At 69.3% G+C, this 13,149-nt stretch carries 9 protein-coding genes; 6 read left to right on the top strand and 3 right to left on the bottom strand.

All coding sequences use genetic code 11. The features are described 5' to 3' along the window. Window positions 1-147: 147 nt before the first annotated feature. The 3 genes from AC07X5_RS18890 to AC07X5_RS18880 form a co-directional block, all read right to left on the bottom strand. Window positions 148-318 (bottom strand): hypothetical protein, encoded by a 171-nt coding sequence (locus AC07X5_RS18890; RefSeq protein WP_007853534.1) that lies wholly within the window; start codon window positions 316-318, stop codon window positions 148-150. Between the two features lie 99 nt (window positions 319-417). Further along, window positions 418-1,326 (bottom strand): transglutaminase-like domain-containing protein, encoded by a 909-nt coding sequence (locus AC07X5_RS18885; RefSeq protein ID WP_409958510.1) that lies wholly within the window; start codon window positions 1,324-1,326, stop codon window positions 418-420. A gap of 314 nt (window positions 1,327-1,640) precedes the next feature. Next, the gene (locus tag AC07X5_RS18880) at window positions 1,641-2,009 is read right to left on the bottom strand and encodes a hypothetical protein (RefSeq protein ID WP_494771380.1); all 369 of its coding nucleotides are present in this window, start codon (window positions 2,007-2,009) and stop codon (window positions 1,641-1,643) included. Window positions 2,010-2,113: 104 nt separating this feature from the next. Here AC07X5_RS18880 and AC07X5_RS18875 point away from each other — a divergent pair, with 104 nt between their 5' ends. The 6 genes from AC07X5_RS18875 (at window position 2,114) to AC07X5_RS18850 (ending at window position 13,133) form a co-directional block, all read left to right on the top strand. Continuing rightward, entirely contained in the window at window positions 2,114-2,746 is a 633-nt protein-coding gene (locus tag AC07X5_RS18875; protein WP_494771379.1) for an ABC transporter ATP-binding protein, read from the top strand. Window positions 2,747-2,835: 89 nt separating this feature from the next. Further along, window positions 2,836-3,471 carry a LysE family translocator gene (locus AC07X5_RS18870; protein ID WP_494771378.1) on the top strand — a complete coding sequence of 212 codons (636 nt, stop codon included), beginning with the start codon at window positions 2,836-2,838 and terminating at the stop codon, window positions 3,469-3,471. Between the two features lie 124 nt (window positions 3,472-3,595). Further along, window positions 3,596-5,371, top strand: coding sequence for an MdtA/MuxA family multidrug efflux RND transporter periplasmic adaptor subunit (locus tag AC07X5_RS18865; protein WP_494771377.1), 1,776 nt, complete (start codon window positions 3,596-3,598; stop codon window positions 5,369-5,371). 36 nt (window positions 5,372-5,407) lie between these two features. Then, window positions 5,408-8,539 (top strand): MdtB/MuxB family multidrug efflux RND transporter permease subunit, encoded by a 3,132-nt coding sequence (locus AC07X5_RS18860; RefSeq protein ID WP_494771376.1) that lies wholly within the window; start codon window positions 5,408-5,410, stop codon window positions 8,537-8,539. Continuing rightward, window positions 8,536-11,679 (top strand): efflux RND transporter permease subunit, encoded by a 3,144-nt coding sequence (locus tag AC07X5_RS18855; RefSeq protein WP_494771375.1) that lies wholly within the window; start codon window positions 8,536-8,538, stop codon window positions 11,677-11,679. The genes AC07X5_RS18860 and AC07X5_RS18855 overlap by 4 nt, the downstream gene beginning before the upstream one ends. After that, window positions 11,679-13,133, top strand: a complete 1,455-nt coding sequence (locus AC07X5_RS18850) for an efflux transporter outer membrane subunit (protein ID WP_494771374.1) — start codon at window positions 11,679-11,681, stop codon at window positions 13,131-13,133. Before AC07X5_RS18855 ends, AC07X5_RS18850 begins: the two co-directional genes overlap by 1 nt. Window positions 13,134-13,149: the final 16 nt, after the last annotated feature.

The raw sequence follows: 13,149 nt of genomic DNA, 5'->3' as shown, positions 1-13,149 counted from the left end.
GCCTGGCCCCCGGTTTGCGCATGTCAGCCGGGGTGCCAATGTCGCCTGGCCGATGTTGCGGCGGTCCAGAAAGCACAAAGCCCTCTTGCGAGGGCCCAGGTGCTGCGAGTGGACCGGGCAGAGCCGGCGTCCACGGCAATTCGGCGATCAGCCGCCCTTCTTGGAGCGCTTGCCAGGGTTCTTCTTGCTGCGCGTGGCGACGCCGCGCTCCAGGCTCACGCGTTGGCCGCGACCGCCGGTGGGCAGGGTGTAGCCAGCCACGGGCGTGGGGCGGGGGGTGCGCTTGCGGTCTGCTTCGGTGACGATCTTGTTGCCCATGGAAATTCTCTGGAAAAGTGAGTGGAAAAACGCGTATTAGGCCATAGGTCGGCCAAAAAGCCCAGAATATGGGTTTTTCCGAGTCCCCCCAGGGTGGTTTCAGGGGCCGGTGAAGCGCGTGGCAAAAGCTGCCCCATGGTCGGTCGACAAGGCCTCGCGGCAGTGGTGCGGCAGCACGAAGCCGCGCCCGGCGTCTTCGATGGCCCTGGTGCGTATCACCGGTGGCTGCGCCCGCACGCCGCCGAAGATGGTGGCAAACGCCACGTCGGCCGCATCGCGCCCGGTGCCAAAGCGGATCAGCCCCATGGGGATGGCCGTGCCCGAGGGGTCGAACAGGTACCAACGGTCGCCCAGGTAGGCTTCCACGTAGGCATGGAAGTCCGGTGGCCCCAGGCTCGGGTCGGCACCATAGTCCGTGCCGGTGGTGAAGCGCGCCGGAATGTTCACTGCGCGGCACAGCGCGATCATCAGGTGGGCGAAATCGCGGCACACGCCGACCTTTTCCACCAGGGTGTCCACGGCCGACGTGTTCGAATTGGAGGTGTTGGATGTGAAGGCCACATGCCTTTGCACCCAGTCGCGGATGGCCTGCACCCGGCTGTGGCCCTGCCACAGGGCGCCAAACTCGTTGAGCGCCAGGCGCAGCAAGCGGTCGGACTGGCAGTAGCGGCTGGGGTAGATGTAACCCATCACCTCCTGCGGCAGCCGCCGTATGGGCACTTCGGCCAGTTGCGAGGGATCGGTGCAGTGGTGGCTGATGTCCACGGTGGCCGAGTAGGCCACGCTGAGCGGTCCCGGCTCGCCGTGCAGGCGCAGGTAGCGGTTGCCGGTGGCGGGGTCGGTGTGGATCTGCTGCGGCACGTCCTGGTTGATGACCAGCCGCTCGTTGCTGATGGCCTGGCTCGGCGTGTGGGCCGCGTGGATGTTGAACACGAAGTCGGCGCCGTACTGGTCGATCTCGTAGTTCAACTCGATCTCCAGCTCCAGCCGCACCTTGGTATGGGCCATGAAAGGCGCTGCCGCTGCGGGCAGGGAGGCGGGCGATGCCGGGTGCAGCGAGAGGCCCTGCTGTTGCTGTTGGGACGAGTTGACCGCCTCGCCATTGGCGGCAACGAACGGCAGCCGGGCTGCCAGGGAATTGAAAGGTGTTGCGATGGAGGACGCTTGCGCGAGCATGGTGGAGTCTCTCTGGAAGGGCTTCGCGGCCTGCCACACCGGCATGCCGCAGCACCACCACCAGAATAGGTGTTTGCCAGGGGTTTGTATGTAGGCAGACTGCCTGTCACCCCTGCAACCGGCGCTGACGCTGTGCTGACCAGCAATCAGTCCATTCCGAAGGCCTCGCGCAGGGCGCCGCAAAACGCGCTGCCGCCGCTGATCGTCAGAGTGATGGTGGTGCGTGCCGGCGCCGGTGTGCCGGTATGCACCGCAATGGTGCTGCTGGTGCTGTCGAATGCCAGTGCCAGGGGCGTGGCCACCTCCTGCACGGCAGATAGGTCGTAGTCCCACTCCCCGCCTTCGTCCGCCGGCCCCTGCGTACCAGGGAACTGTGCATGCGCCCACGCCAGCACCTGCGCCACCTCGGCCTGCAAGGCCGGCAATTGCGCCGGGTTGGCGGCCGCCATCGCATCGAAGGTGCCCGTGCCTTCGCAGTCTTCGCTGTAGTCGAAATCCAGATAGTCGAGGGTCATGGCAGGCAAGGGTGGCGGGCGAGAGCGGGCGTGCATTGTCTCAGCAGGGCGGCAGGCCTTCCTAGAATCGGCGTTTTGCCCGTACCGAAAGAAGAGGCCGCTCCATGCCTTCCCCCAGCCCACTCCTGCAGATCGACAGCCTGCGCTTTGCCTACCCCGAAGTCCCGCTGTTCGACGGCCTGTCCGCCCAGGTGCCGGTGGGTGCCACCCTGGTCCTGGGGGGCGACAGCAGCGGCAAGACCACCCTCCTGCGCCTGCTGGCGGGCGAACTGGCGGCCGGTGCGGGGCAACTGGTGCTGCAGGGCGTTGCGCTGCAGTCGGCGCCTGCCGACTACCGGGCCCAGGTATTCTGGGGCGACCCGCGTGCCGGCACACTGGACGAATTGGGCGTGCAGGACTGGCTGGCCGCGCTGCCCGCGCGCTACCCGCGCTTCGATGCGGCCGCGCTGGCCCTGCACATCGAGGGCTTTGAGCTGCAGGAGCATATGCACAAGCGCTTTCTGATGCTGTCCACCGGCACCCGGCGCAAGGTGTGGACGGCCGGCGCCCTGGCATCGAACGCCGTGCTCACCCTGCTCGATGAGCCCGTGGCGGGGCTGGACAAGCCCTCCATCCAGTACCTGCAACGGGCGCTGGCCGCGGTGGCGGATGAGCCAGACCGCGCGGTGGTGGTGGCGCATTACGATGCGCTGGCGGGCGTGCCCTGGCAGGCCACCATCGCACTGCCAGACAGGTAATACCCGGGCGCGGCCAGCAGGGCAGGGCGCAAACCCCTAAACTGGCGCGCTGGCCGTGTCGGCGGCCGTTTTTCCGGATATTCCCTCCCATGGACGCCCTTCTCTTCGCCCCCGTTGCCGTCGCCATCGCCCTGACCCCCGGTCCCAACAACTTCTGTGGGCTCAACAACGGCATCCGTGCCGGCGTGGGCGCGGCCCTGGTGGGCACCATCGGGCGGGCGGCGGCGTTTGCGATTTTTCTCACCGTCTCGGCCGTGGGCCTGGGGGCCATGTTGCTGGCGTCGCAGGCGGCGTTCACCGCCGTGAAGTGGGTGGGTGCCTGCTACCTGTTCTGGCTGGGCTGGCGCGCCTGGCGCAGCCGCGAGTTCAATGGCCTGGAGGTGGCCGACGGCGCCGAGGTGGCCGCCACCGGTGCCGCGCCCGTGCGCCTGTGGTCGCTGGTCACGCAGGAGTTCCTGCTCGGCATCACCAACCCCAAGGCCATCATCCTGTTCGCGGCCATCTTTCCGCAGTTCATCGATCCGGCCCAGCCGGCGGCGCGCCAGTTCCTGGTGCTGGGCAGCGTGTACCTGGCGGCCGAGTTCGTGGCCACGGCCGTGTATGCGGCCGGTGGGCGGCAGATCCGCCGCTTCATCCGCACCTCGCGCGGCGTGGTGCGCCTGAACAAGGCCACGGGCGGATTTTTCATGGGCGCAGGCGGGCTGTTGCTGGCCACTAACCGCTGAACCAGGTTTCGGCCCTGAAAACGCCGTAAACCGGTGGTAAAGGCAGGGTAAATCCTTCTGCCCGGGCGCCGGAGTGACTTGGCGGGTGGCTACCATAGCCACGACTCTATTTGTTACCTGCACCATGCCGTCCCTTCGCCTTCCGTCCGTGTCTTCGCGGCCCCTCTTGCGCCAACAGGGGCGTGCCCTGTGGTGGATCGTGCTGCTGGTGCTCATTGCCGCCGCAGCGGGCGGGGGCTGGTGGTGGAAGCAACGCCAGGCGGCCCCGGCATCGGCCGAAGCAGGCCCGGCGGGGCGGGGTGGTCCTGGCGGCCCAGGGGGGCGTGGGCCGGCCCGCTTCAGCGCGGGGGGGCAGACACAGCCGGTATCGGTGGGTGTGGTGCGGCGCCAGGACGTGCGCGTGCAGGTCAACGCCATCGGCACCATGAGCGCCCGCGCCACGGCCGTGGTGCGCGCCAAGGTCAGCGGCGAACTGACCAGCCTGCGCTTCAAGGAGGGCGAGGAGGTCAAGGCCGGCCAGTTGCTGGCCGAAATCGACCCCCGCAGCTACCAGGCATCGCTGAGCCAGGTGCAGGGCAACCTCGCCCGCGACCAGGCGCTGCTTAAGAACGCGCAGCTCGACCTCAAGCGCTACCAGGACCTGCTGGCCAAGGATTCGATCGCCAGCCAGCAGGTGGACACGCAGGCCGCCCAGGTGCGCCAGCTCGAAGGCACGGTCGCGGCCGACCAGGCCCAGGTCGACGCCGCCAGGCTGCAGCTGAGCTACACCCGCATCACCGCGCCCATCGCCGGGCGCCTGGGCCTGCGCCAGGCCGACCGGGGCAACGTGGTCGGCCCCTCGGACGCCAACGGCATCGTCACCATCAACCTGGTGCGCCCCATCGACGCCGTGTTCTCCGTGCCCGAGGCGCACCTGGCGCAGATCAACCAGCGCCTGGGCGAGGGCGCCGAGCTGCCCGTGGAGCTGTGGGACCGCGAGCAAAAGCGCCGCCTGGGCCGTGGCAAGGTGGGGGCGCTCGACAACGCCATCGACGCGACCACCGGCACCATCAAGGTCAAGGCCACCTTCTCCAATGACGACGGCACCCTGTTCCCCAACCAGTTCGTCAACGTGCGCCTGCAGGTCAACCTGCTGCAGGACGCCCTGACCGTGCCCGGCACGGCCATCCAGAACAACTATGTCTACCTGGTGCAGCCCGATGGCACGGTGACGCAGCGGCGCATCCGCGTCGGTGTGGCCGATGGCGACAGGGTTGCGGTGGAAGGCGATCTCAAGGACGGCGACCAGGTGGTGGTCGACGGCATCGACCGCCTGCGCGAAGGCGCCAAGGTGGCTGTCATCGACTCGGGCGCCGCCGCCCGTGCCGATGAGGCCGCGCAGGATTCCGGCGCCCGCCGCGCCGCAATGATGCGCAACCTGACCCCCGAAGAGCGCGACAAGCTCGCCAAGATGACGCAGGAGGAGCGCCGCGCCTTCTTCCGCAGCAAGCGCAACCAGCCCGGCGCAGCCGCCGGGCCGGCGGGTGCCGCAAGCGGTACGGTGGGTGGCGAGGCTGCCGCTGCGCCTGCGGCCGGTGCCTCGGCTCCGGCGCAGGGTGCGTCGCGCCCTGCTGGTGGCCGCAGCAGCGCCGAGGGACCACGCGAAACGCCCCGGGCCAGCCAGGCCGCAGGTGCCGAAAGCGGCCCGCGCGGTGAAGGCGGGCCACGTGCTGAAGGCGGTGCCCCCGACGGCGAGCGCCGCCCTGGCATGTCGCCCGAGGTGCGGGCCCTGCTGGAGAAGATGAGCCCCGAAGAGCGCCAGAAGCTGCAGGCCATGCCTCCCGATGAACGCCGCGCCTTCATCCGCAGCAAGATGCAGGCGGCCGGTATCGCGGCCCCTGGCGCCGCGGCCTCGCGCTGATGCAGTCCCGACACCCTTGACGCGGGCCCTGCCGCCATGAACCTTTCGCGCATCTTCATCCTGCGCCCCATCGCCACCTCGCTGCTGATGGTGGCGATCCTGATCGCGGGCCTGCTGGCCTACCGGCTGCTGCCCATCTCGGCCCTGCCCGAGGTGGACTACCCGACCGTCCAGGTCACCACGCTGTACCCGGGTGCCAGCCCCGACGTGATGACCTCCAACGTCACGGCGCCGCTGGAGCGCCAGTTCGGCCAGATGCCGGGGCTGGAGCAGATGTCCTCCACCAGCTCGGGCGGTGCCTCGGTCATCACCTTGCGCTTCGCGCTGGACATGGCCATGGACGTGGCCGAGCAGCAGGTGCAGGCGGCCATCAATGCCGGCAGCAACCTGCTGCCGGGCGACCTGCCCATGCCGCCCATCTACAGCAAGGTGAACCCGGCGGATGCGCCCATCCTCACGCTGGCCATCACCTCGCCCTCGCTGCCCGTGATCCGCGTCAACGACCTGGTGGAAAACCGCCTGGCGCCCAAGCTCTCGCAGGTCAAGGGCGTGGGCCTGGTGGCCATCGCGGGCGGGCGCCGGCCGGCCGTGCGCATCCAGGTCAACCCGGTGGCGCTGGCCTCCGTGGGCATGACGCTGGAAGACGTGCGCGGCGTGATCGCCGCGTCCAACGTCAAGCAGGCCAAGGGCGGCTTCGACGGCCCGGCGCGCGCATCGACCATCGATGCCAACGACCAGCTGCAGTCCGCGTCCGAGTACCAGAACCTGGTGATCGCCTTGCGCAACGGCACACCGGTGCGCCTGCGCGACGTGGCCACCACGGTGGACGACGCCGAGAACACCCGCCTGGCCGCCTGGGCCGGCACGCCCGACACCGGGGCGCGCGCGGGCGTGATCCTCAACATCCGGCGCCAGCCCGGTGCCAACGTGATCGAGACGGTGGACCGCATCAAGGCCCTGCTGCCCCAGCTGCAGAGCACGCTGCCGGCCTCGCTGGACGTGCAGATACTGACCGACCGCACAGTGACCATCCGCTCCTCGGTCAAGGACATGCAGGTCGAGCTGGCCCTGGCCATCGGCCTGGTGGTGGCGGTGATCTTCGTCTTCCTGCGCAGCGCCTCGGCCACGCTCATCCCCAGCGTCGCGGTGCCGCTGTCGCTGGTGGGCACCTTCGGCATCATGTACATGGCGGGGTTCTCCATCAACAACCTCACGCTGATGGCGCTGACCATCTCCACCGGCTTCGTGGTGGACGATGCCATCGTGATGATCGAGAACATCGCGCGCTACGTGGAGGAGGGCGAGCACCCGCTGCAGGCGGCGCTCAAGGGTGCCAAGCAGATCGGCTTCACCATCATCTCGCTCACCATCTCGCTGATCGCGGTGCTGATCCCGCTGCTCTTCATGGGCGACGTGGTGGGCCGGCTGTTCCACGAATTCGCGATCACCATGGCCGTGGCCATCCTGATCTCGGCCGTGGTCTCGCTCACGCTCACGCCGATGCTGTGCGCGCGCCTGCTGCGCCACACGCCCGAGGAGAGCCATGGCCGCCTTTACCAGGCCACGGGCCGCTTCTTCGACCGCACCATCGCGCACTATGGCCGGGCGCTCAATTGGGTGCTGGGCCACCAACTGCTCACCTGGGTGGTGTTCATCGCCACGCTGGCGCTCACGGTGCTGCTGTACATGGTGGTGCCCAAGGGCTTCTTCCCGGTGCAGGACACGGGCACGCTGCAGGCGACCACCGAGGCCGACCAGTCGATCTCGTTCGCCGCCATGTCCGAGCGCCAGCAGCGGCTGGCCGAGCGCATCCTGCAGGACCCGGCGGTGAAAAGTGTCTCGTCCTTCATCGGGGTCGATGGCGCCAACACCACGCTGAATACGGGCCGGCTGCTGATCGACCTCAAGCCCCACGGCGAGCGCGACAAGGCCTCCACCGTGGTGCGCCGCCTGGCCGACGACACGGCCGACATGCCGGGCATCCGCCTGTATGCCCAGCCGGTGCAGGACCTGACCATCGAGGACCGCGTGGCGCGCACGCAGTACCAGTTGCTGGTGTCTTCCCCCGACCCGGCGCAACTGCAGACCAGTACCGCCGAGCTGGTGCGCCGCATGCGCGGCCTGCCGCAGCTGGCCGACGTGGCCAGCGACCTGCAGAGCCAGGGCCTGCAGGCCTTCGTGCAGATCGACCGGGCCCAGGCCAGCCGGCTGGGGGTCACGGTGTCGGGCATCGACACGGCGCTGTACAACGCTTTCGGCCAGCGGCTCATCTCCACCATCTTCACCCAGTCCAACCAGTACCGGGTGGTGCTGGAGGTGGCGCCGCAGTTCAAGATCGGGCCCGAGGCGCTGAACAATATCTACGTCACCTCCACGGCCGGCAAGCCGGTGGCGCTGTCCACCGTGGCGCGCATCGAAGAACGGCCCATGGCCCTGGGCGTGAACCACGTGGGCCAGCTGCCCGCGGCCACCATCTCCTTCAACACCGCGCCCGGCGTGGCGCTGGGTGATGCGGTCAAGGCCATCCAGGCCGAGCAGGCCGGCGCCAAGGAGGCAGGCCTGTTGCCGCTGTCGGTGGAGACCAGCTTCCAGGGCGCGGCGCTGGCCTTCCAGGCATCGCTGTCGAACACGCTGCTGCTCATCCTGGCGGCGGTGGTCACCATGTACATCGTGCTGGGTGTGCTGTACGAGAGCACCATCCACCCGGTCACCATTCTCTCCACCCTGCCGTCCGCTGGCGTGGGCGCGCTGCTGGCCTTGCTGGTCATGGGGCTCGACGTGGACATCATCGCCATCATCGGCATCGTGCTGCTCATCGGCATCGTCAAGAAGAACGCGATCATGATGATCGACTTCGCGCTGGAGGCCCAGCGCGACCAGGGCCTGCCCGCGCGCGAGGCCATCTACCAGGCCTGCCTGCTGCGCTTTCGCCCCATCCTCATGACCACGCTGGCGGCCCTGCTGGGCGCGCTGCCGCTGATGCTGGGCACGGGCGTGGGCAGCGAACTGCGCCATCCGCTGGGCGTGACCATGGTCGGCGGCCTCATCGTGAGCCAGTTGCTCACGCTGTTCACCACGCCGGTGATCTACCTGACCTTCGAGAACGCGGCCGAGCGCTGGCGCGCACGGCGCGCAGCCAAGGTGGCACATGCCGAGGGAGCGGTGTGAGCCTGTCCACCCCCTTCATCCACCGGCCCATCGCCACCATGCTGCTCACCATCGGGCTGGCGCTGGCGGGGGCGGTGTCGTACTTCCTGTTGCCCGTGGCGCCGCTGCCGCAGGTGGACTACCCGACCATCTCGGTCTCGGCCAGCCTGCCCGGGGCCAGCCCCGACACCATTGCCGCCACGGTGGCCACGCCGCTGGAGCGGGCCCTGGGCGCCATTGCGGGCGTCAACGAGATCACCTCGCGCTCCACGCTGGGCAGCACCTCCATCACGCTGCAGTTCGACCTGAGCCGCACGGTGGACAGCGCTGCGCGCGACGTGCAGGCAGCCATCAACGCCTCGCGCACGCTGCTGCCCACGGGCATGCCCAGCAACCCGACCTACCGCAAGGTGAACCCGGCGGATTCGCCCATCATGATCCTGGCGCTCACGTCCGACTCGCTCACGCGCGGGCAGATGTACGACGCGGCCTCCACCGTCATGGCGCAAAAGCTCTCGCAGGTCGAGGGCGTGGGCCAGGCGTCCATCAGCGGCGGCGCGCTGCCCGCCGTGCGCGTGCAGCTCGACCCGCTGCGCCTGGCGGCCAACGGTGTCTCGCTGGAGCAGGTGCGTGCGGCCATCACCAGCACCAACGCCAACCGGCCGCTGGGATCGGTGGAGCGCGAGGACCACTACTGGCAGGTGGCCGCCAACGACCAGGCCCGCGTGGCGGCCGACTATGCGCCGCTGGTGCTGCGCTGGAAGGACGGCAACGCCATCCGCCTGGCCGACGTGGCCCAGGTGACGGATTCGGTGCAGGATGTGCGCAACTTCGGCGTGGCCAATGGCAAGCCGGCCATCCTGCTGCAGGTGTACAAGCAGCCCGGCGCCAACATCCTCGAAGCGGTGGAGCGCGTGCGCTCGCTGCTGCCGGCGCTCAAGGCATCGATCCCGGCGGCCATCGACATCGAGATCGTCTCCGACCGCACGCCCACGCTGCGCGCCTCGGTCAAGGAGGTGGAGAACGCCCTGCTGATCGCCGTGGCGCTGGTGATCATGGTGGTGTTTTTGTTCCTGCGCAATGCGCGCGCCACGCTCATCCCCAGCGTGGCGGTGCCGGTGTCGCTGGCGGGCACCTTCGGCATCATGTACCTGGCGGGCTACACGCTCGACAACCTCTCGCTGATGGCGCTCACCGTGGCCACCGGCTTCGTGGTGGACGACGCCATCGTGGTGCTGGAGAACATCATGCGCCACATGGAGCGCGGCAAGACGGCGCTGCAGGCCTCGCTCGACGGCGCGCGCGAGATCGGCTTCACCGTGGTGTCCATGAGCATCTCGCTGATCGCGGTGTTCGTGCCCATTCTGTTCATGGGCGGCATCGTGGGGCGCTTCTTTCGCGAGTTCGCCATCGTCATGTCGGCGGCCATCCTGGTGTCGCTGCTGGTCTCGCTGACCACCACGCCCATGATGTGCGCGGCCCTGCTCAAGCAGCACCGGGCGCCCAAGGCACCGAGCCGAACCCGCTGGGCGCGCTTTTCGCGCTGGGTGGACCAGCTGCAGGAGCGCGGCCTGCGCGGTTACCGCCGCAGCCTGGCCTGGTGCCTGCGCCACCAGCCCGTGGTGCTGCTGGTGCTGGCGGGTGTGGTGGCGGGCAACGTGTACCTCTACACCGCCATCGACAAGGGCTTCATGCCCGAGCAGGACACGGGCCGCATCTCGGGCTTCATCCGCGCCGACCAGGCCACCTCGTTCCAGGCCATGGAGCAGCGGCTGCAGCGCTTTCTGGCCATCGTGCAGGCCGATCCGGCCGTGGAGCATGTCACCGGCTTCACGGGGGGCTGGCAGCGCAATGCGGCCATGATGTTCATGTCGCTCAAGCGCGGGCCGGGGCAGGAGAGCTCGGACGCAGTGATCGCGCGGCTGCGCGAGCAGCTCAAGAACGAGCCCGGCGCTCGCCTGTTCATGACCCCCCAGCGCGACATCCGCATCGGCGGGCGGCAGAGCAGCGCCTCGTTCGACTACACGCTGCAGGCCGACGACATCGCCGAGCTGCGCACCTGGGAGCCGCGCATCCGCCAGGCCCTGTCGCAGCTGCCCGAACTGGAGGACGTGAACAGCGACGTGCAGGACTACGGCCTGCAGACCACGCTGGTGATCGACCGCGATGCGGCCACGCGCCTGGGGCTCACCGTTGCCACCATCGATGCCACGCTGAACGATGCCTTCGGCCAGCGCCAGGTGGGCGTGATCTACAACCCGCTCAACCAGTACCGCGTGGTGATGGAGGCCGCGCCCCAGTACCTGCAGGACCCCGAGACCCTGCGCAGCTTTTTCTTCGTGAACAACCAGGGCCAGCAGATACCGCTCACGGCGTTCGCGCGCATCACGCAGACGAATACGCCGCTGTCGGTCAGCCACGACCGGGGCACGCCGGCCAGCACGGTGAGCTTCAGCCTGGCACCGAACGTCTCGCTCTCGCAGGCCACGGATGCCATCCACAACGCAGTGTCCGAACTGGGCGTGCCGGTCAGCATCCGCGGCACCTTCGGCGGCACGGCGGGTGCCTTCCAGGACGCGCTGGCGGGCCAGCCGCTGCTGATCCTGGCGGCCATCATCACCATCTACCTGGTGCTGGGCATCCTGTACGAGAACCTGGTGCACCCGCTCACCATCCTCTCCACCCTGCCGTCGGCCGGTGTGGGGGCGCTGCTGGCGCTGATGCTGTTCAAGACCGAGTTCTCGCTGATCGCGCTGATCGGGGTGATCCTGCTCATCGGCATCGTCAAGAAGAACGCGATCATGATGATCGACTTCGCGCTGGTGCGCCAGCGCGGCGGCCACGTGAGCGCGGCCCAGGCCATCTACCGCGCCTGCAACCTGCGCCTGCGCCCCATCCTCATGACCACCATGGCCGCCATCTTCGGCGCGCTGCCGCTGGCCCTGGGCCGGGCCGATGGCGCCGAGCTGCGCCAGCCGCTGGGCATCGCCATCGTGGGTGGTCTGCTGTTCAGCCAGGTGCTCACACTCTATACGACGCCCGTGGTCTACGTGGCGCTGGACCGCCTGCGCGCCCGCGTGCTGCGCGCGGTGCGCCGCTGGCGCAGGACGCCGCAGCATCCCGTACAGGGACCTGCCGTGGCGCTTCAAGGAAAAGATTGATGCCTTCCCCTCACGCCCCTTCCATTCCTGCACGCCTGGCGCTTTCGCTCGCGGTGCTGGCGCTGCTCGGCGCCTGCGCCAGCAAGCAGGCCTACGAGCGCCCGGCCATGGACATCCCGCCAGCCTTCAAGGAGAGCAGCGCTGCGGCCCAGGGCCTGTGGCAGCCGGCCCAGCCCGGCGGCGACCAGGCCGTGCCGGTTGTCTGGTGGTCGCTGTATGGCGATGCCACGCTCGATGCCCTGCAGCAGCAGGCCGCTGCCGGCAACCAGAACATTGCGCAGAGCCTGGCGCGGCTGCGCGCCGCGCAGGCGGCGGTGGCCAGCAGCAGCGCCAGCCTGCTCCCGAGCCTGGGGGCCAGCGCCAGCAGTTCGCGCTCGCGCAGCGGCAGCACGCTGCAGGCCGACGGCAGCAGCAATGCGCGCATCAGCACCAGCCATTCGCTGGGCCTGAACGCCAGCTGGGAGCTGGACCTGTGGGGCCGCATCTCGGGCACGGTGGATGCCGCGCGCGCCAGCGCCCAGGCCAGTGCCGACGACCTGGCCGCCATGCGCCTGTCGGTGCAGGCCACGGTGGCGCAGACCTACTTTGCGCTGCGCGCCGCCGAGGCCCAGGCCCGGCTGCTGCGCGAGACGCTGGACGCCTATGCCCGCAGCTGGGAGCTCACGCGCAACCGCCAGGCGGCCGGCGTGGTTTCGCTGGCCGACGTGGCCCAGGCCGAGGCCCAGTACAAGGGCACTCAGGTGCAACTGCTCGAATCCGAGACCAGCCGCAGCCAGCTCGAACACGCGCTCGCCGCCCTGGTGGGCCAGGCGCCCGCGGCCTTCAGCTTGCCGGCCACGGCCGAGCTGCCGGCCCCGCCCGCGGTGCCAGCGCAACTGCCCTCGCAACTGCTGGAGCGCCGCCCCGACATTGCCGCGGCCGAGCGCCGCGTGGCCGCCGCCAATGCGCAGATCGGCGTGGCGCGCGCGGCCTTCTTCCCGGCGCTCACGCTCTCGGGCTCGGCCGGCTACCGGGGCTCGGAGCTGTCCAACCTGCTGAGTGCGCCCAACCTGTTCTGGTCGCTGGGGCCGGCGCTGGCGGTATCGCTGTTCGACGGCGGCGCGCGCAATGCCGCCGTGGAATCGGCCCGCGCCAGCAACGAGCAGGCCGCCGCCGCATACCGCCAGACCGTGCTCACGGCCCTGCAGGAGGTGGAGGACAACCTCACCGCCGCCACCGCGCTGGCGCAGGAGCAGCAACTGCAGACCGAAGCCCTGGCCGCCTCCCAGCGCGCGCTGGACGTGGTGAACAACCAGTACCGCGCGGGCACCGTGGGCTTTCTCAATGTGATCACGGCCCAGGCCTCGGTGCTGTCCTCGCAGCGCAGCCTGATCGACGTGAAGAACCGCCGTCTGGTGGCCGTGAACACGCTGCTCAAGAACGTGGCGGGCAACTGGGAGCCTCTGGCGCGCTGACGCTCCCCGGGTAGCC

Source organism: Acidovorax sp. GW458-11-26-14-TSB4, from assembly GCF_059423865.1.
This window is presented reverse-complemented; position numbering and strand designations above follow the sequence as displayed.

Excerpts from the sequence above, each read along its gene's own strand:
- AC07X5_RS18870 (WP_494771378.1), top strand. The coding sequence starts at position 2,836 with ATGGACGCCCTTCTCTTCGCCCCCGTTGCCGTCGCCATCGCCCTGACC.
- AC07X5_RS18875 (WP_494771379.1), top strand. The coding sequence starts at position 2,114 with ATGCCTTCCCCCAGCCCACTCCTGCAGATCGACAGCCTGCGCTTTGCC.
- AC07X5_RS18885 (WP_409958510.1), bottom strand. The coding sequence starts at position 1,326 with ATGGCCCATACCAAGGTGCGGCTGGAGCTGGAGATCGAGTTGAACTAC.
- AC07X5_RS18860 (WP_494771376.1), top strand. The coding sequence starts at position 5,408 with ATGAACCTTTCGCGCATCTTCATCCTGCGCCCCATCGCCACCTCGCTG.
- AC07X5_RS18850 (WP_494771374.1), top strand. The coding sequence starts at position 11,679 with ATGCCTTCCCCTCACGCCCCTTCCATTCCTGCACGCCTGGCGCTTTCG.
- AC07X5_RS18865 (WP_494771377.1), top strand. The coding sequence starts at position 3,596 with ATGCCGTCCCTTCGCCTTCCGTCCGTGTCTTCGCGGCCCCTCTTGCGC.
- AC07X5_RS18880 (WP_494771380.1), bottom strand. The coding sequence starts at position 2,009 with ATGACCCTCGACTATCTGGATTTCGACTACAGCGAAGACTGCGAAGGC.
- AC07X5_RS18890 (WP_007853534.1), bottom strand. The coding sequence starts at position 318 with ATGGGCAACAAGATCGTCACCGAAGCAGACCGCAAGCGCACCCCCCGC.